Source organism: Chryseobacterium sp. JV558 (assembly GCF_033712365.1).
Classification (GTDB): Bacteria; Bacteroidota; Bacteroidia; order Flavobacteriales; family Weeksellaceae; genus Chryseobacterium.
In genome coordinates this window covers 45063-64318 of record NZ_WJHU01000004.1, presented here as the reverse complement: position 1 = coordinate 64318, position 19256 = coordinate 45063, and the positions used below count along the sequence as shown (strand labels likewise).

Genomic DNA, 19256 nt, shown 5'->3' with positions numbered 1-19256 from the left:
AAATGTGAAAAATGATGAAAATTATTAACAATTTTCTCGTAATATGAATATAACATTAAGAATGCCCTGGGGAAGTTTTTCATTTTCACTGTCTTATAGATAGAAGTATCTGTGAATACCATGAAAGACTTTATGAAAAATCGTTTAACATATAAAAATATTGAAGCCTTTGTTTTCAGACTTTGGGAACGGGAAGTTTCTGAAGGTTTAATTTCTGAAAAGGAAAATGAACTTTTAACACAATGGAAAATTCAGACTGAAAAAGATCTGGATGGTGTTCATAGGAAAGAATCCAGAGAAAGGGTATTATCCGGACTGGAACATTATTTTACTCAGACAGATATTATTTCTATACATTCTGCAAAAAGGTTTAAAACAAACCTATATAAAACTGCAGCGGTCATTATTCTGCTTTTGTCATTGGGAGGTATCTTCACCTATACCGTGTTCATTAAGCCTGATGTTTATATGGCAAAATCGGAAAACCGTATTGTTCGTCTTGAGGACGGATCCGTAGTTACCCTTTTACCGGGTGCCGAACTTACCGTTGAAAAATCATTTCCTGCTTCTACCAGAGTAGTAGATTTAAAAGGAGATGCCATCTTCTCCGTAGCCAAGTCAAAAGTACATCCTTTTGTAGTGCGTGCTGACGGTTTCAGCACTAAAGTTTTGGGAACTGTATTTAAAATCTCACAGTCAGGAAAGAAAAAAGCGGTTGATCTTTATGAAGGGAAGGTGGCAGTATCTTCTCCTGGAGTTCCGGTTTCTTTCCTTACACCCAATCAGAAATGGACCAATTTCGGGATTGCCCATACTACAGCAGTCATTTCAATAAATCCGGTAAAAAATGCAGCGAAGAAAGTCTCTGTTATACTGTCTTTAAGTTTTAACGATGTTCCTTTAAAAGAAGTGGTAACCGTTCTGGAGAGCAACTATAATACTAAGGTATTGTATCCTAAAGATGCTGAAGATAAGAAGATCACCGCAGACTTTACAGGAGGAACAGTTGGAGAAAATATCGAATCACTGGCTTTCATCCTGGGATTGGAAGTCCAGAAAAAAGAAAACACCTATATCCTTAAGAAATAAAACACTACTCAAAAAAAATAAATAATCATAATCAAGAGAACACTTTAAGTATGAAAAGTTTGAAATGTGGGATTACCATAGCAGCCTTATTTTTTACTGTAACCGCAGAAGCACAGGAGCTGGTTCAGAAAGTAACATTTTCTGTACCTGCCAACAGACCGTTGATTGAAGTTTTGGAGGAATTTGCCGGGAAAACGGGATTGAGACTGGCTTATTCCAAAGTAGATATTAAAGAGCTGAAGGTAAAGGGGGTAAAATGTGAAAATACATCCGTTAATGGCTGTCTGAAAGATATTACCAATGGTCTTCCTGTAGTATTCCGCCTGCATGGTGACCTTATTTCGATAAAATATGAAAGCTCTGTCATCTCTGTACCGGGAAACGGACGTATTTCCGGTAAAATAGTGGATGAGGTAGGAAATCCGATTACCGGAGCAGAAATTAATATTGCCCAGAAAACCGTAGTAACAGATAATAACGGGGATTTTACTGTAGACCTTCCTTCGGGAATCTATAATCTTACCATAAAAGCTACCAAATATAATACGCTGAGAGTTGAAAAACTATCGGTTACCAATAAAGAAACAAGTTCCGTATCATTTGCTCTGAACAAAGCTTCTGATAAAATCACAGATATTAAAGAAGTAGTAATTACTGCAGCCCGTAAAGCAGATACTCAGGCCGGACTCCTTGCTCAGCAGAAAAAAGCAGCACAGATGAGTGACGGTATTTCAGCAGAACAAATTTCTAAAACTCCGGACAGCGATGTAGGAGGAACTCTGAAAAGAGTAACAGGGATTACCACTATTGATAATAAATATGTAGTTGTAAGATCTATGGGGGAACGATGGAATACGGCAGCGATGGACGGAATTAATCTTCCAAGTACGGAAGCCTATAATCAGAATTTCTCATTTGATATCATTCCTACAGCCATGGTGGAGAGTGTAGTGGTGAGTAAATCTGCAACACCTGATATGAACGCCAGTTTTGCAGGAGGTTATGTAGAAGTGAGAACCAAAGATATTCCCAACGAGAATTTTACAACCGTAACAATGGGAACTTCTTATAATGACCAGTCGGCGTTTAAAGAATTCCTGACACGCAAGCGGGGAAAGCATGATTATTTCGGATATGACGACGGAACAAGGGATTTTCCCAAAGGACTGGAAGCCGTGAACTGGACGGATCCGAAATTTTTTGAACAGTCCAGACAATTTACCAATGACAATTTCAGCACCTATAAAACCAGAGGTGATATGGGATCTAACATACAGCTGGCATTAGGAAGAACATATGCACTGAAAAACAATAATAAATGGGGATTTGCCGGAGCATTTGTCATCAGAAATGAACAGAATAAACTGGATATAGACCACACAGGAAGAGGAAACTGGCTGGATACCACAGGAATGCCGGATGCCAACGGACAGATTCCGTTTTACAACTTCAAAAACAGCGGAGCTTCCTACAACTATAATTCTACGCTGGCAGGAATGCTTAATTTCGGGTTACAGCTGGGAAAAAATAGAATTTCATTCCGTAATTCCTACACCCATATTTTTGATAATACATTGACAAGAGTCACCGGGTGGAATGAATATTCAACCGGGAGCGGAATGGCTGCCAATGCAGAATTAGCCTATAATTATTTCTACAACGGAATCATACCCAATAATGATCCGGCTCAGATCAAAACCTTAGATAAACCTTATACTGATAATACCAACTATCCGATTTTTCAGACCCTTTTACAAAATAAAATCGAGGGGAACCATAAAATAGGAAATACAGAGATCAGCTGGTTTGGAGCCCGTACAGGAGTTTCTTCAGATACTAAAGATTACACACAATATATTACCAGATATGATTTTATAGGAAATGAAATTTTAACCTATCATAAGATTTATAATTCTGGAGCTGATTTTTACAGAGGATATATTGAAAACAGAGAAACAGATTACAACTATGGGGCTTCTGTAAAATGGGACATGGATGCAGGAAGTTTTAAAAATACAATTAAAACCGGATATGCCGGAGCTATAAAAAGCAATACCAACCAACAACAGAAGTTTTTCCTTCGTGTTGACGAAAACCGGGACGTTCCCAATGACGAGAAGAATCATTTGACGATGTATGGTTCACTTGCAGATTGGTTTAATGGCTCCCATTATGTTCCGGGTGGTATTGGCTGGGAAACCAAAGCGTTGTACAAAAATGATAAATATGAAGGAGAAGTCAATCAGCATGCTGTTTATGTGATGTTTGACAACCGTTGGAAGAATAAATTGAGATTAGTGTGGGGACTTCGTGCAGAATATTTTAAATATGACATGATTTCCCAGCAGCTGGATCCTTCAGATTCCAAGCACATCCTGAGAACGGCAATTGAAGATAAACCCTGGCAGTTTATGCCTTCCGTGAACTTTACGTACAGCCCGACCAATAAAATAAACCTGAGACTTGCGTATAATAAATCTGTTATCCGCCCGCAGTTTAATGAAAGAACAGGATTGCCATACTTTGATCCTATTGCCAATGGATTGATTTACAATACGGAAATGAGCTCATCGGTCATTAATAATTATGATTTTAAGTTTGAATGGTTTCCAGGCTTAGGAGAAATATTCTCAGCAGGACTGTACTACAAAAATATAGACAGACCTATTGAACGTGAAGGCCACATCTCCAGTGAAGGAAATCTATCCCTGTATAACGGGAATTCAAAAAATGCAAAGCTGTTGGGAGTTGAGGCAGAAGTAAGAAAGAATCTTGGTTTTATTGCTGACGGAACTTTTCTGGAAAAACTTTTTATAAGTGGAAACTTTACGTATAACCATACAAAAGTAGTGGCTTTTAAAGACCTGTACAAAACTGGTGATAATGATGAAACCTACGAAGTGAAACGACCGCTTTACGGACAGACTCCCTATGCTTACAACCTTGGACTGGTCTATGACGGAGACCGCCTTGGACTGAGCTTTTTGTATAACGCGAAAGGAGACCAGTACATTACAGTAGGATATGCTTATAAAGGTGAAGAAATTCAACGCCCTTATGCAGTAGCAGATGCTCAGATCTCCTATAAATTCCTGCGTAATAAAAACTTTGAAGTGAAATTGAATATAAGAAACCTATTCAACAGGGTGAAGGAGTACTATAACAACTTCAATTCTTATCTGGCGGCAAAAGACGGAGGAGGAAGTAATGTGGGGACAGAAAGAGAAGGCTGGGAGCTTCTTCCGGGAGCAACAGACAAATATGATAAAAATATTGATAAAATTATGTTCAGAGCTTACAGTGGAAGAATGTTCAGCCTAAGCGTGAATTATACTTTTTAAAAAATAAGTGCACCAAACACGATACTATAAAAAAGAGCTCAGGATAGCAGCGTACAGGTTTCGGTAACCTGATCAAAAACTGGAAGAATACTGATGAAGCGCACAGCAGTACCGGTTCAGAAAAAAACCGAGCGTTAATGGCTTTTCCCAGGTATTAACGGTTTCTATGGGAACTTCCCCAATGCAGCTCCTCCTGCAGTGACGGATGAATTTTAAAAACCAAATCGAAGGAATAGAGAGGCAGATATTCCTGAATATTAAAAAACTGATCTGGTATATAAAATAACACGACCGGATTTATTAAAAATTATAACAATGAAAAGACTAACTCTAATTGCAGTGGCAGCATTATCTCTTACAGCTTGTCAAAACGATCAACTGGCGGATTCATCTTCTCCATTCGAAATGAAATCTACTTCTGCTGAGTACCTTACAGCTTCGGCTCTTCCGGTAACCAGCGTAAGTGGTGCTATTACTACAAATACTACATGGAGCGGTGTAGTTGAATTAGATGGAGTTGTAACCGTAAAAAATGGTGCTACATTAACAATCCAGCCGGGTACATTCATTAAAGCTAAACCAAACACTAGCAATACTGCTACAGGAGTTTTGGTAATTGCTAAAACAGGAAAAATCAACGCAGCAGGTACTGAAGCACAACCAATTATCTTCACAAGCTACAAATTGCTAGACGGAAACGAAGATACAACTGCTGCTCCTGGTGATTTCGGAGGTGTTATCATGTTAGGAGATGCTCCTACCAACACTCCATTCACAAAAACAGTTGAAGGATTATCTGGTCCTGATTTCTATTACGGAGGTACTAATGCTTCTCACAACGGAGGAACATTGAAGTATGTACGTATCGAGTTTGCAGGATTCGATCTTTTGGCTCCTAACTCAGGAAACGAAATCAACGGTCTTACTTTAGGAGGAGTAGGAAATGGAACTACTTTGGATCATATCCAGGTATCTTTCGGGAAAGATGACTCTTTTGAATTCTTCGGTGGTACTGTAAACGCTTCAAACCTTGTTTCTTTCGCTGCGGATGATGACAACTTCGATTTCGATAACGGATATACAGGAACTATTACTTGTGCTCTTGCTTTGGCAGATTACAACTCTACACACAGTCTTAGCGGAGCAAGCCCGGATTCTAACGGTATCGAGCTTGATAACAACGCAGACGGTTCTTCTACATCATTGTTGACTCATCCGGTTATCAACAACCTTACGATCATTGGTTCTAAGAACTCTACGAAAGGTGCTTTGTATGAAAACGGTATCCACATCAGAAGACACGGAAGATTAACATTAAATAACGCTGTGGTTACAGGTTACCCTGTGGGAATCAAAGTAGAAGGTACAGGTTCTGAACTTTCTTCAGCTTCAGCATATAACACAATCCAGATCCACGGATTTACTACTTCAGTTACAGGTACAGGAACAGCAGGAATCCCTGCAGCTAACCTATTGACTGGAACTCCTGCATCTCTATGGGGTATGAGCCAGCCTTTCTTCAACGAAGGTGGTTGGAATGTATCTCCAAGAAACTGTGGAAACTTCCAGGGACTTTGGACAAAATACAATTTCTCCATTGTAGAATAATAAAAAACTTTAAAAAGCAGGGAACAGCACATGCTGATTCCTTGCTTTTACTTCAAAAACCTTAATAATCAGCATTATGAAAAAAATAATTTTATCATCTGTTCTGTTTTTATCTCACCTGGCTGCAGCGCAGACTCTGGTATGGGGAAATTCTTTTGATACTCCTGCTGACCTTCAGGGATGGACTTTCCATGATTTGAACAGCAATGGCAACGGATGGGTACAAGGACAGAACATTTATCACAACGGAACTGCTCTAACCTATGGAACTACCGGAGTTCTTCGTCATTCTATCAGCTTGGTTCCAAGTGGAAGTGCTACAGGATTTGGGACAGAAAGTGACTGGATTATTTCTCCTCAGATTGATCTTTCAAATACTGCAGGAACTGTTACGCTGGCTGCCTATATCGGAAGACAGAGATCTACTCATACTATTGTTGCCAGAGAGCTTTTTATTTATGTAAGCACACCACAGAAAGAAGTTCCTGCATTATCAGACTTTCAGGCAATGACAGTAGATGCAGATGGAAATGATGTTCAAAGTATATATAAAATACAGGTAGGTGACTCAGCCAATCCCTTTCCGGCCGATCTTACCCAGTTTGTAGAATCCCTTGTAGATCTTTCTGCTTTTGCAGGGAAGAAAATCTATATCGGAATGTGGTCAAACAGAAAAACAAGCGGAAATAATGTCCAGAATATCAATATTGATGAAATGGGAATCTACGCTACTTCATTTTTGGGAACTAAGGATGTAAAAAGAAACAAAATTGTAACACAAATAGCAGAAAATCCGGTAAAAGAATCTTTACAGCTGCAGCTTAACCCGGCATTGAAAGAAAATATGACGATGGTAACTATTTACAGCGCAGCAGGACAAAAAGTATTGACCACTCAGTATTCTAAAACAATTAATACGGCAGGTCTTACATCTGGAGCTTATATAGCAGAAATTACAGATGGAAAGACGATGGAAAGGTTGAAGTTTATTAAAAAATAACTCGTCTTCCCTTAGAAACTGATTCTAGAAACACCATGAATTTTTAATATAAGATAATGGATAGTATTTGACAATGGCTATCCAGAACATATCCAACTAGTTTTTTTATAATTATATATCGCCCTACTTTCGGGTAGGGTGATATTTTTTAAGTTTTACAATGAAATAATTGAAGAAAGATGAACAGAATCTTTGCATTACTACTATTATTTACTGCACTGTTTTCATGCACAGACAACAACACGATGGAGTTGTATGATAAAGTACAGAAACCCGGAGAGGTTAATATCAAAGGATTTTCCAAGCCTGAGGTCCTTCAGCTGAGGTTCAATGGAGCACCTGTATCCATTGACGGAAAAACATCCTATACCAATAAAATAGAAACGCAGCTTCAGTTTGTTCTGGATCAGGGAGAAACCAATAAGCTGTCCGTATATAATAATGAAACAGGAACCGAAATTGCAAAATACAATATTACCTATGACAATATAAATGATTTTAAAAACTTATACTTTTTCAATCTTCCGGGGATTTATCTGCAGACATATGCTGTAAAACCTCAGGTTAATCTTGGAAAAGTAGGGTTTGAATTTATTTTTCCTAATCTTGGCGAATTTTCCGGAACTACACAGAAAGAGGTGAAAGGCATTCTGAAAAGAGAAAATGGAGTGGTACTGGCAGAATTTGACAACATCGGGAAAGACAATTTTACCACAGTGAAAATCTATAGTTTTTTCAGTTCTACAGCTCCCATATATCTGGAATTGTACAAACCGGGAACTACAGAACCTTATGCAGGATCTAAAATGATTCAGGTGAAATTGAAACAGCACACCGGAGCCAACATGATTGTTCTTCAGGAAAAAATGGAAAATGGAGAATGGGTGGTAAAAGGAGACATTGATGTAGCAGAATATCTGTAATTGAATATGAAAAACTTTCTAAAACTTCAACTGATTGCTCTGACAGTCTTTCTCATTTCGTGTACGAATAATAATGACGAAAGCGCACCTGTTTTTCCGGAAGGAAGTACAGAATCTGTCAATCTCTGGGTTCAGGACAGTATGAAACGATATTATTACTGGGCAGATCAGATGCCTGCAAAACCAGATTATCGTCTTCCCGTAAAAGATTTTTTTAAAAGTCTGTTGTCTTCCCAGGACCGGTTTTCTTTCATGGTCAATACTGAAGATTCCTCCAGCTATCCACGTTCCATAAGGAATATGTATGGTTTTGATTATACCGTTGCCAAACTTGCCAACAACCAGGTTGTTACAATTGTAAAGCTGGTTCTTCAAAATTCTCCTGCCTTCAATGCAGGGCTGGAACGGGGAATGATTATTACCAAAATCAATGGAAAAGGTATTACAGAAGCCAATGCAGAATCAATGGCCTCATCCATTAAAGACCAGACTGTTGTAGACCTTACGGTAGGGAAATGGCAGAACGGAACGGTTACCGATGAAAAAAATATTACCGTTTACTATGGATTTTCCTTTGAACAGCCTATTTTATCTAAAGTCTTTGAGAAAAACGGTAAAAAAGCAGGATATCTGTATATCTATGATTTCCCGGACGGAATGACTCAGGTGCTGAACCAGAAGTTTGCAGAATTTAAAGCTGCCGGAGTACAGGAACTGATTCTTGATCTCCGATACAATTATGGAGGCTCGGTATCGTCTGCTGCCGCTCTTTGCTCATTGATTCCTTCAGGGCTGTCATCTGGTTCGCCATTCATCATTTTTAAAGGAAATAAAAACGGAGGTGAAGTGAAAAGAACATTTGCCCAGCAGATCGCCTATGATCCTAAAGCTCTTGATTTTGCTGCTTTACGCGCCAATGCATTGGGATTACAGAAAGTGTTTATTCTTACCTCTAACAGTACCGCATCTGCAGCAGAAATTGTGATCAACAATCTGAAGCCTTATATGCAGGTTATTCAGATCGGAGATACTACTTTAGGTAAAGATATGGCCGGATTTGTAGTGGAAGACAAAAGGAAGCCGAGAAAAATTTCCTGGCAGATCCACCCGGTGATTTATAAAGTGTTTAATGCCAGTGGTGCCGGAGAATACAGTAATGGAATTTCTCCACAGATCATGGTCAACGAATATGCCGGGCTGCCACTATTGCCTTTGGGCGATCCTAACGAAACCCTTATTTCTTCAGCCCTTAACGGTGGGTATTTCAAATCTGCAGGTCAGGAAAAGAACGGAAGCATTACAATTCTATATCAGAGTGATGTGCCTCCGGTTATGATGGAAAAATAGAATTCGGATAGAGAAAAAAATGTAGTACATATTTTTAAACCATTAAGAAGTTTGAAGAATTAAAGTATAGTTAAGAACAATCATTCTGATTTTAAGTTAAAGCGAAACTTATCTTAATAATCTTAACACCTTAATACAATCTTAATGGTTCAAGAAAAAATTAAAAAGTTTATTTAATAATAAAAAATAATATCGAATAGTAAAAGGATAAAACTTTTTGCCCTTTACCTATTCAGGAACACCATAAAATCACAAAATCATGCAGGGTATAGAACCGAAACTTCACATGAACCTGACCAGCCGTATTGAATATTACCGTCTGTTGATAGAAGCTGCAGAAGATCCTGAAAGCCAGCCTTCGGATGTAGTTACACAGATTTCGGAACTGGGTCATCTGTATGAAGAATATCTGCTTAATAAAAAAAATCTGGAAAACAGCATCAAAAACTACCGGCAGTATCATAATGATTTACGGAAAAATCTTACCGTAAGACTTCGGGAGCTTAGAAGAAAGGCAAGACAGAAATAATACCTGAAATTTACTTTATCAGCTGATTTTACCATGAAATTCATACCTTTATGACATCAAGCTGAAGGATGAAAGGTTTATGAATTTTAATCACACAGAACTTTCCGGTTATTTGCATCTGTTCTGGCAGTTTTCCTGGCCACAATGGATTTTATTCAGCCTGGTTATTAACAGTTTTCTGTACCTGTTTTCTATAGGTTTATATGTTTTTATTGAAAAAACTTGCCGTAAAAGTCAGCTGCAGGAAATATCTCATCCCGTTACAAGATCCGATTTTTTTCTCAGTCTTTTCACCATAATTTGTAATAGCTTTGTGATGCTGCTGGGAGTTTTCTTATGGAAAAACGGATGGATTGTGCTTGGAGAAACTCAATCGGTAATTAGGATAACAGCGGAAGTTATTGCTTTGCTTCTTTTGATGGATCTTCTGATGTATTTCTTTCATTATGGAGCCCATCTGCCTTATATCTACAAAATTCTGCATAGAAAGCACCATGAGCATGTAAGTACCAACTTTCTGAGCCTTTTTGTTCTGCATCCTTTTGAAACAATAGGATTTGGATTGATGATGCTTGCTTTACTCATCGGTTATGATTTCTCTGTAATTTCTATTTCCATTTATCTTTTGCTCAACCTTATCTGGGGAACCATAGGACATCTGAACAGAGAGTTTTTTCCGGCCTCATTTGACCGTTTATTCGTCGGAACAACCAGATTTCATAATCAGCATCACCTGGATGAAAGCAAAAATTTTGGATTTTATACTTCTATCTGGGACAGGCTGTTTAGAACGTATAAGTAGGAGAGAAGTATTATAGTTTTACATGATTCAATACTTTATTTAACAGGTAATTAAAGCTTTCCAATTCTTTAGAAGTCAATATAGAAGCTGTCTGTCCGGTAATATTTTTACGGAAAGTTTCCGAATTTTCTATGATAAACCTTCCTTTATCCGTTACTGAAAGATTGTATTTTCTATGATCTGTTTCCTCTTGTTTCTTAATAATCAAATCATTGCTAATCAGAAATTTCAACTGCTTCGAGATGGCTGCCTGGCTGATGTTAAATGCTGCTGAAATTTCCCTTCCTGTGGCTGTTTCTTTTCTTAAAATAAATTCAATGATATTATAATGAGCGGCTGTAACTCCATTGATATTTCCCCGGTTCATATGCGCCAGAATAAGGCATTGGAAATTTGTGAATGTGTTAAAAAACTCTTTTTCAATGTGTTTCATGATAAATATACTTAACTTAGTTAATTATTAACAAAGTTAAGCATTTTAATTATGGAAAATATAGAAATTACCAATGCCCGGCAAAATAATCTCAAAAATATTTCCATAAAAATTCCAAAATATAAGATTGTGGTTTTTACGGGAGTATCAGGATCCGGGAAATCTTCATTGGTTTTTGAAACCATTGGAGCAGAAGCTCAGAGACAGATCAATGAGACCCAGAACAGTTTTATCAGAAATCGTCTGCAGCATTATGGTCTGCCGGATGTAGATAAAATTGAAAATTTGAATGTCCCTATCATTATCAATCAGAAGCGGTTAGGAGGAAATGCAAGATCTACAGTGGGAACGGTAGCAGATGTATCTGCTTCCTTAAGGCTGTTATTTTCGAGAATGGGAGAACCTTTTGTAGGATATTCTAACGTTTTTTCATTTAATCATCCGCAGGGAATGTGCCCTGAGTGTGAAGGGCTGGGCTTTGTTCAAACTTTGGATGTGAATGCATTAATTGATCGTGAGAAATCTTTAGATGAAGGGGCAATCCGGTTTCCGACTTTTCAGCCGGGTGGATGGCGTTTAACAAGATATACTTTGTCCGGCTATTTTGATAATGATAAAAAACTGAAAGATTTTACCGAAAAAGAATGGGATATTTTGCTGCATGCACCGGAACATAAGCCTAAACATCCCCATAAAGATTGGGGAAAAACTGTAAAATATGAAGGAATTGTTCCAAGAATAGAAAAAGCGTTCCTGAAAAAAGATTCTAAAGAAAATATCACAAGAAAAGATGCGCTGAAGAATATTGTGATCACAAAAACCTGTCCGTCATGTCACGGAAAACGGTTGAATGAAAAGATATTGTCCTGTAAGATCGAAGGTAAAAGTATTGCTGATTGTATGGCCCTTTCCGTAGATGAACTGCTTGAGTTTATCACTTCGCTGGATTCAAAGCAATATGAGGTCGTCATCAAAGAACTTTCGGCAAAACTGCAGAATATTATGACCATCGGGCTGCAGTATCTGACTCTTGACAGAAGTACTAACACCCTTTCCGGAGGAGAATCTCAGCGTATAAAAATGGTGCGGAGTCTGGGAAACAGTCTGATAGATCTTTTATATATTTTTGACGAACCCAGTATTGGTCTTCATCCAAAAGATCTGCAAAATATTATCACCATTATACAGCAGATCAGGGATAAAGGAAACACTGTTTTAATTGTAGAGCATGATCCGGACCTGATAAAAATGGCAGACCATATTATTGATATAGGGCCAGGCTCAGGAAGAAACGGGGGAGAAGTGGTCTATGAAGGAACATTTAAAAGCTTAAAAACGTCAACCGGAAAAACAGGTTCATATTTTGCAAGGAAACCATTTATAAAGCAAAAATTCAGAAAGCCTGATGGATATCTGGAAATTAAAAATGCCAACAGGTATAATCTTAAAAATGTAACTGTAAATATCCCAACTGGAGTAATGACAGTCGTAACGGGCGTTGCAGGATCTGGCAAAAGTACTCTCATTAACCGTATTCTTCCGGAGCTTTATCCTGATGTGACCATTATTGACCAGTCTTTATTTGCTGCAAGTGCCCGTTCCAATTTGCTTACCTATCTGGGGATATCAGATACTGTACGTAAACTTTTCGCACAATCTAATCATGTTTCAGATAAATTGTTCAGCAGGAATAGTGAAGGAGCCTGTAAAAACTGTAAAGGGTTGGGGATAGAAAAGATTGATCTTGTTTTTATGGATGATATTGAGCAGCCTTGTGAAGTTTGTGGAGGTTCGGGATTTGATCCTGATGTACTGCAATATACCTACAGCGGAAAAACAATTGCAGAAGTGATGAACATGACCGTTTCTGAAGCAGTCTCTTTTTTTAAGGAAGAACCTGTTCTCAAAAATTTTGATCTGCTGATACAGTTGGGACTTGATTATCTGACTCTGGGACAAAGGCTTGATAGCTTTTCCGGAGGTGAAAGACAGCGCCTGAAGCTGACAAGAGAGCTGAAAAACACCAATCAGATTATTGTTCTGGACGAACCGAGTACAGGGCTGCATCCAAGTGATACACAAAAACTGCTGACTTTTTTTAACGGTCTTGTAGATCAGGATAATACGCTGATTGTTATAGAACACAATCTGGATATTATTTCACAGGCAGACTGGATCATTGATATGGGACCAGGTGCAGGAAAATTTGGTGGGAAAGTATTGTTTGAAGGCACTCCGCCAGAGCTGTTGAAAAACAAAATATCATTCACAGCAGAGTTTTTGAAGAAGCATATTCAGTAAAAAAGTTTAACGTATATTATTATTTAAAACGTAAAGTTTAAATGTAAATAATTCATATGAAGTGGTAAAGTATAGCAGTAAAAACTTCTTAAAAAGCTTATGGATAAACACCAGCTTCATCAGTCGATTGTAAATCGACTCTTTCTTAGCTTCCTTAAAATAGTACGTAATGCAAAATAGCCTTTGCGTTGAAGAATTCTAAAGTCCTATTAAGTTATTAAGAACAATGAAGAGTATTAAGTTGAACTCAATTCATGAGATTGCTTCACCTAGGGCTCGCAATGACAATGTGACTCAACTTAATACTCTTAAAATCTTATTCAATCTTAATGGTTTAAAGATTGATTTTATTTACCAGCTTTCACAGCAGATTGAATGGCTTTCTCAACTATTCTCCAGTCATAAAAGTGAAATACTCTGCCATTGCTCATCGCAACGAAAACTCCTTTAGGAAATTTGGGTCCTAAATTAACGTTCGTCACTTCAGAACCGTCACTTTCCAGTGTAGAGACTGGGATTTCTGCAATTCTTCCTTTGGACTGATCTTCTCTTAGATAAACATTGAAGGTATCATTCTGCTGATTCGAAACCAGAATATATCCCTTTCCTTTAGAAGTAGGGTAGATCGAAATTCCTTCTACGTCAGATTTAAAATCACCTTTCCCAAAGACAGATAATTCTTCATTTCCTTTGTCCGGATCTGCATAATATTTATGAACCCCGAACTGCTCATCAGAATAATAGATATAACCCATTTCATCATCTACAGCAATACTTTCAATTTCTTTCAGTCCGCTGTATTTCCCAAATTTACGAACAGCTTCACCTGTGACAGATCCATTCTTTTCAGTCAGTTTATACTGCCAAAGGTAGCCGTCAGCCGGACCGGATTTTCTTCCTACAATAACAAATATTTCTTCTGTCTGCGGATTTTTATATAGAGAAACTCCCATCGGGCCGCGTTCAGATTCTCCGTCAAATACAGAGATTTCTCCAATTTCTTTCAGTTCAGGAAGCGTATATAACTTTACTTTGTTGGTTTCCCTTTCCGTTACAGCGGCGATATCTGTTTTTTTACCATTTAGTATAAAACCATATTCCAGATCAACGTTATTGGGACGTTTTAATCCTGAAACTTTGTTGATGATTTTTCCGTTGAGATCAAAGGCGTACAATCCGCCGTCCGTATCTTTATCGGTTCCAATGATGATACTTTTTGAGGCATCCTGTGGATTGATCCATATAGCGGGATCATCAGTATCATGAGCCACTGTTTCTGTAATAACTGCTGGTTTTAATTTTTCTGCTAAATCTTTCTGCCCTGTACAGTTGATCACAAAAGGAAGAACTGAAAGAGCCAATATATAATGTATGTTTTTCATGTGTATTTAAAAATCAAATTTCACTCCCATTGTAAACCTTGGTCTGTAATATTCAGCCTGAGCGGTTCTGCTTTGGATTCCCTGATAGTATCTTAACGGCTGATTGGTAAGATTATTGGCTTCTGCAAAAATTCTGAGCTGGCTTGTAATCTTGTAGGAAGCATTGGCATCAAGGAAAAATTGTTTGTCATAATAACGGTCGTCAAAGGCTTTTCCTCCCAGTTCATCAATATAGTGAGACGCATAGTTCATAGAAACTCTGGCTGAAAAACGTTTGTTTTCCCAAGAAAGAGATCCGTTGAACATATGAGGAGCCGCTCCCGGGAATCCTACATCTGTTCTTTCAACGCCTTCTTCATTGGTGATTCCTTTTGCTTTGGATTTGGTGTACGTATAGTTTACATATACTCCAAGTCCCTTCCAGAAAGCTCCTGGAATAAAATCAAGCTGTCTTTGCAATGCCACTTCAAACCCATAAATATCTACATTGTCACCATTACGCTGCTGGGTAAACTTCCAGTTACTTTCTCCCGCAGGAATGGGGTTGGATTGTCCCGCAAAATCATTAGCAAAATCATTCGCCGTATAATTTCTTTGGGAATACGTGTAAATAAAGTTATTCAGGTTTTTATAAAAAATACCTCCGGAAAGAATCCCTACAGACTTAAAATACTTTTCTGCCATAAAATCAAAATTATACGCATAGGTTGCTTTTAAGTTTGGATTTCCGGCAGCTACAATCTCGTCTTCTGAAATAACATTCAGATAAGGGACTAATGAATAATAATTCGGGCGGGCAAGAGCTGTGGTAAATGCTGCACGAAGCACAAGATCCTGTATCGGAACATATTTAAAGGAGATATTAGGAAGAACATTCGTATAGGTATTTGTATTATTGATTTTTCCTACCAGATCTTCTTCATTCATTACATAATTTCCGGTGTAATCGATGTTGGTTGTTTCAATACGCGCTCCAACAATCATGGATAATTGATCATTGAAATCCTGATCCCAACGGATATAACCTGCATAGATCTGCTCCTTTGCATTGTAGTTGCTTGAAAGGTACTTTTCAGGCTTTAGTTTACCATTAAACAAAGTAGGATTGAATAAATCAAGCCCTCCAAGGAAAGAAGGATCAACGAATGTTCCCGGAACATAATTTCCCGGCTGGAAGTTCTGACCGTCAAGATGTACTGTTGGCACAGACAAAAGGCTTCCCATAGTGTTTACAGGAGTAAAAGCATAGAAATCATTTTCTCTTTCTTTTTTCTTCAAACGCATACGAAAACCAGTACGAAGACGTCCTTTCTGGCCATCAATTACAGAAAATGGAAAACGTACATTCACTTTTGCGCCCAATTCCTTTTCCTGTGTAAAGTTATTGGCATCCGAAAGATCACTCAATTTATAACTTCCTAAATTATCCGCAGCAAGGAGATTAAACATCGGTTTTTCAGGATTGCTAAGGTCAGGAGAGAAATTCATTTTGCTGTTTTCAAACTCAATATAACGCTGGTGAGGCTTATCTTCACTGGCGATTGCATAGTTTACCGACCAGTCTAGATCTACTTTAGAACCTAATAAATGTTCTCCTCGTAAAGCATAGTTCTGAACTTTCTGTTTTTCAAGACGGGTATTGTCATTATCAGCAGCCCCGCCTTTATTTTGTCTTGTGATACTTCCTTTCCAATCTGTAATCTCAGTTTCATCAGCATTGTATACAGGTTTGATCTTATATCCCAAAGCAAATCTGTTTTCTTTATCATTTCTGAAATTGTACATCGCAGAAGCATAGATTTTGTTTTTGGAATTGAATTCATAATCCATATTGAGATCAAAACTGTGTCTGATACGGTGTTCATTATAAGATCGAATTCCCATTTTACTTACATAAACGGTCTTCGCAGGATCATTCGCCTGGCTCCATACAGGTTCTATATTGTCCGAACCAAAATTGTTGTTGTTATAGGAAAAACTGAATACAGCGCCCAGTTTTTTGTCTAAAAACCGGTTTCCGTACACAAATCCTGCAGTATAATTTCCTTTTTCACGGATTGGATTATATCCTCCGGCAACAGTTGCCGAAATCCTTTGTCCGTTCGGGGAAGCTCTGGTAATAAGGTTTACAGAACCTCCGATAGCATCGGCATCCATATCCGGAGTCAGGGTTTTATTAACCTCAATCGTGGAGATCATGTCAGAAGGAATCAGGTCCATCTGTACATTACGGTTATCTCCTTCAGCAGAAGGAATTCTGTCACCATTCAGGGTAACAGAGTTAAGGTTGGGAGCAAGTCCTCTGATAATAAGATTTCTGGCTTCTCCCTGGTCATTCTGTATGGTAACTCCAGGAACACGCTTCAAAGCATCCCCGATATTCGCATCCGGAAAACGCCCGATCTGATCCGAAGAAATGACATTGGTAATATTGGCGTTGTTTTTTTGCTTGTTTAAAGCTCTTGCCTGATTTTTTAAAGTAGCTCCAGATACTACAATTGCAGCAATAGAGTTTTCTTTTTTATCGAAAATAATATTCTGGCGGGTATTTTTCTCAGACTCCACTGTTACATTGTATTCATGTACGCCATACCCAAGATAATCAATTTTCATGGTATAACTTCCGGGAGGAACATTCAGGAAGACAAAGTTTCCGTGCTCATCTGAGGTTGTATAGATATTCCCTGGACTCAAGGAGATTTTGGCTCCCGGCAGGGCAATTTTCGAGTCGTCATTAATGTTTCCGGAAAGAGAACCGGTCTGTGCATAGAAAAAAATAGAGGCACAAAATAAAACAGATGTAAAAATTTTCTTCACTTTTCCTTTTTTAGATAACAATCACCACAAAATTAAACGACTGTTTGGAAAAGGAGTTGAAGAGAAAATTAAATGTTTCTTAAGAATTGTTAATATAGAAAGATAAAAGATGTTGTTATTGAAGTTCAGACAAAAGGTTTGATGATAAGATAAATCTAGATTCCTATGGAATGATAAAATGGATGGATGAAATAATTATTAATACAATACAAATACACGCACACATTGTCATTCCGCAGGAGTCCAAATAATGCATTTAATTTTTTGAAGTTTTACCTTTTTAAGATTTTGAAATATTAAGTATCTCCTGCACGATAATTTTGGATTTCTCTATCAATTCATTGGATCTGTAAAGCTGGCTGGTAAGTATTGAACTTTCAAAAAGAAGATAGATATGTGCTGCTGTAACATCATTTTGAATATCTTCATTGAAGCATGCTCTCAGCTTGTTTTTATGATAGCGGATTACCTTGTGAATCTCTTCTTTATCGGCCGGAATTTCAGATAAAATATTCAGAAAACTGCATCCTCTGAAGTCTTCTCTTTTATTCATATCAATTAAAAAATCAAACGATTTTAGGATTTTTTCCTGTACTGTTTTGGTGTCTGAAGTGAATTGTTCAAGCTCAGAAGCCCAGTAGTCGTATCTTTTATTAAGAAATTCAATGCAAAGTTCATCCTTAGACCTGAAATGCTGATAAAAACTTGCTTTTGAGACCTCTGCATCTTCAATGATCTGATTGATCCCTGTATTGTTGTAGCCCTGTCTATGGAAGAGGACCATAGCGGTGTTTAGAATTCTTTCGCGAGGTCGGGGCATAGTTTAAGATTTCCCACAAATGTAAACAAAATATGAACAGACTGGTACATTTTAAATAAACCCTCTGGCATAATACACTTGTATAACGAAAAACAGCAGCGTAAAAAACCAGACGATATAAGGATGATAACTGAAATTATTCTTCAGAATGTAATGCAGAGCTTTGAAAAGTTTAAAAATACCGATAATGCCAACGATCATAAAAACAAGGAAAGCCATGAAAAAGATATAATCTCTTGTTTCATAATTGGTTACTTTTCCAAGATGGTTTAGATAAGATTCCACATTAATGGTCTGCCCCAGAAACATGGCAGAACTGATTAATATGAAAAATGGAGTAGATGTATATACGGTAGTATAAATGAAAGAAAAGAGCAGGGTACGGAAAGCAACTGTATTTACTTTCTCCTTTTTGTACCATAATAAAGCAACGCTGAATAGTACTGCGGTAATATTATTCATCAGAAATATAAAAAGGGCTTTTTCTACCATGCTTAATCCCTTGATCTTTGAAATAATATTGTGTTCACCACCGTAATCCATCAGAAGTACAGAGATAATAACAGAGGTATAAACGGAAAGTTTGATAGGTGATAGGTGATCCTGGAAACGTTCAGTCTCTTCTTTTTCCATCTCATGTACAGAAAGATCATAGCAGCGGCGGGGATCCTGAAACAATTTGAAAATGGTAACCGGAACCAACAATATTTCAATAATAATCTGCAGACACAGCTTCTCAAAACTATCGATTAACTTTTCAAACATATACTGGGTATTAAGGGAACGCAGTATGCAATTTAATTAAATTTTAAACGATATCTTAAAAAATTAAAGTCTCTAAACAAAAAAGAGGATGATTGTAAT

Annotated in this window: 14 protein-coding genes; 9 read left to right on the top strand and 5 right to left on the bottom strand. The window is 37.7% G+C overall.

Annotation, left to right across the window (positions count from 1 at the left end; translation table 11 throughout):
• Positions 1-132: 132 nt before the first annotated feature.
• The 8 genes from GFU89_RS14725 (at position 133) to GFU89_RS14690 (ending at position 10639) form a co-directional block, all read left to right on the top strand.
• Positions 133-1089 (top strand): FecR family protein, encoded by a 957-nt coding sequence (locus GFU89_RS14725; RefSeq protein ID WP_318847849.1) that lies wholly within the window; start codon positions 133-135, stop codon positions 1087-1089.
• A gap of 50 nt (positions 1090-1139) precedes the next feature.
• Positions 1140-4430: a TonB-dependent receptor gene (locus GFU89_RS14720; protein WP_318847848.1), complete on the top strand. Its 3291-nt coding sequence runs from the start codon at positions 1140-1142 to the stop codon at positions 4428-4430.
• A 315-nt stretch (positions 4431-4745) separates the two neighbouring features.
• Positions 4746-6038 (top strand): hypothetical protein, encoded by a 1293-nt coding sequence (locus GFU89_RS14715; RefSeq protein ID WP_309435087.1) that lies wholly within the window; start codon positions 4746-4748, stop codon positions 6036-6038.
• Positions 6039-6114: 76 nt separating this feature from the next.
• On the top strand, positions 6115-7038 hold the full coding sequence (locus GFU89_RS14710; protein WP_318847847.1) for a T9SS-dependent choice-of-anchor J family protein: 924 nt from the start codon (positions 6115-6117) through the stop codon (positions 7036-7038).
• Between the two features lie 179 nt (positions 7039-7217).
• Entirely contained in the window at positions 7218-7961 is a 744-nt protein-coding gene (locus GFU89_RS14705) for a hypothetical protein (RefSeq protein ID WP_318847846.1), read from the top strand.
• 6 nt (positions 7962-7967) lie between these two features.
• Positions 7968-9308: a S41 family peptidase gene (locus GFU89_RS14700; protein WP_318847845.1), complete on the top strand. Its 1341-nt coding sequence runs from the start codon at positions 7968-7970 to the stop codon at positions 9306-9308.
• A 259-nt stretch (positions 9309-9567) separates the two neighbouring features.
• Complete coding sequence (locus tag GFU89_RS14695) at positions 9568-9837, top strand: hypothetical protein (RefSeq protein ID WP_047422568.1); 270 nt, start codon at positions 9568-9570, stop codon at positions 9835-9837.
• A 79-nt stretch (positions 9838-9916) separates the two neighbouring features.
• On the top strand, positions 9917-10639 hold the full coding sequence (locus GFU89_RS14690) for a sterol desaturase family protein (protein ID WP_318847844.1): 723 nt from the start codon (positions 9917-9919) through the stop codon (positions 10637-10639).
• A 10-nt stretch (positions 10640-10649) separates the two neighbouring features.
• Here GFU89_RS14690 and GFU89_RS14685 read toward each other — a convergent pair whose 3' ends face one another.
• On the bottom strand, positions 10650-11072 hold the full coding sequence (locus GFU89_RS14685) for a MarR family winged helix-turn-helix transcriptional regulator (protein WP_318847843.1): 423 nt from the start codon (positions 11070-11072) through the stop codon (positions 10650-10652).
• A 51-nt stretch (positions 11073-11123) separates the two neighbouring features.
• On the opposite strand from GFU89_RS14685, the gene GFU89_RS14680 reads away from it, so the two are divergent.
• A complete protein-coding gene (locus GFU89_RS14680) occupies positions 11124-13373 on the top strand; it encodes an excinuclease ABC subunit UvrA (protein WP_318847842.1) in 2250 nt (749 codons plus the stop codon).
• Positions 13374-13720: 347 nt separating this feature from the next.
• Here the strand turns inward: GFU89_RS14680 and GFU89_RS14675 are convergent, their stop codons facing one another.
• From GFU89_RS14675 to GFU89_RS14660, 4 genes are all read right to left on the bottom strand, one after another.
• The gene (locus GFU89_RS14675; RefSeq protein WP_318847841.1) at positions 13721-14755 is read right to left on the bottom strand and encodes a phytase; all 1035 of its coding nucleotides are present in this window, start codon (positions 14753-14755) and stop codon (positions 13721-13723) included.
• Between the two features lie 6 nt (positions 14756-14761).
• Entirely contained in the window at positions 14762-17572 is a 2811-nt protein-coding gene (locus GFU89_RS14670) for a TonB-dependent receptor (protein ID WP_318847840.1), read from the bottom strand.
• Between the two features lie 280 nt (positions 17573-17852).
• Positions 17853-18392: a TetR/AcrR family transcriptional regulator gene (locus tag GFU89_RS14665; protein ID WP_318847839.1), complete on the bottom strand. Its 540-nt coding sequence runs from the start codon at positions 18390-18392 to the stop codon at positions 17853-17855.
• 51 nt (positions 18393-18443) lie between these two features.
• Positions 18444-19157 carry a hypothetical protein gene (locus tag GFU89_RS14660; RefSeq protein ID WP_318847838.1) on the bottom strand — a complete coding sequence of 238 codons (714 nt, stop codon included), beginning with the start codon at positions 19155-19157 and terminating at the stop codon, positions 18444-18446.
• Positions 19158-19256: the final 99 nt, after the last annotated feature.

What these genes read in the sequence shown, in the direction of transcription:
- GFU89_RS14725 (WP_318847849.1), top strand. Translation starts at nt 133, where the DNA reads ATGAAAAATCGTTTAACATATAAAAATATTGAAGCCTTTGTTTTCAGA.
- GFU89_RS14720 (WP_318847848.1), top strand. Translation starts at nt 1,140, where the DNA reads ATGAAAAGTTTGAAATGTGGGATTACCATAGCAGCCTTATTTTTTACT.
- GFU89_RS14715 (WP_309435087.1), top strand. Translation starts at nt 4,746, where the DNA reads ATGAAAAGACTAACTCTAATTGCAGTGGCAGCATTATCTCTTACAGCT.
- GFU89_RS14710 (WP_318847847.1), top strand. Translation starts at nt 6,115, where the DNA reads ATGAAAAAAATAATTTTATCATCTGTTCTGTTTTTATCTCACCTGGCT.
- GFU89_RS14705 (WP_318847846.1), top strand. Translation starts at nt 7,218, where the DNA reads ATGAACAGAATCTTTGCATTACTACTATTATTTACTGCACTGTTTTCA.
- GFU89_RS14700 (WP_318847845.1), top strand. Translation starts at nt 7,968, where the DNA reads ATGAAAAACTTTCTAAAACTTCAACTGATTGCTCTGACAGTCTTTCTC.
- GFU89_RS14695 (WP_047422568.1), top strand. Translation starts at nt 9,568, where the DNA reads ATGCAGGGTATAGAACCGAAACTTCACATGAACCTGACCAGCCGTATT.
- GFU89_RS14690 (WP_318847844.1), top strand. Translation starts at nt 9,917, where the DNA reads ATGAATTTTAATCACACAGAACTTTCCGGTTATTTGCATCTGTTCTGG.
- GFU89_RS14685 (WP_318847843.1), bottom strand. Translation starts at nt 11,072, where the DNA reads ATGAAACACATTGAAAAAGAGTTTTTTAACACATTCACAAATTTCCAA.
- GFU89_RS14680 (WP_318847842.1), top strand. Translation starts at nt 11,124, where the DNA reads ATGGAAAATATAGAAATTACCAATGCCCGGCAAAATAATCTCAAAAAT.
- GFU89_RS14675 (WP_318847841.1), bottom strand. Translation starts at nt 14,755, where the DNA reads ATGAAAAACATACATTATATATTGGCTCTTTCAGTTCTTCCTTTTGTG.
- GFU89_RS14665 (WP_318847839.1), bottom strand. Translation starts at nt 18,392, where the DNA reads ATGCCCCGACCTCGCGAAAGAATTCTAAACACCGCTATGGTCCTCTTC.
- GFU89_RS14660 (WP_318847838.1), bottom strand. Translation starts at nt 19,157, where the DNA reads ATGTTTGAAAAGTTAATCGATAGTTTTGAGAAGCTGTGTCTGCAGATT.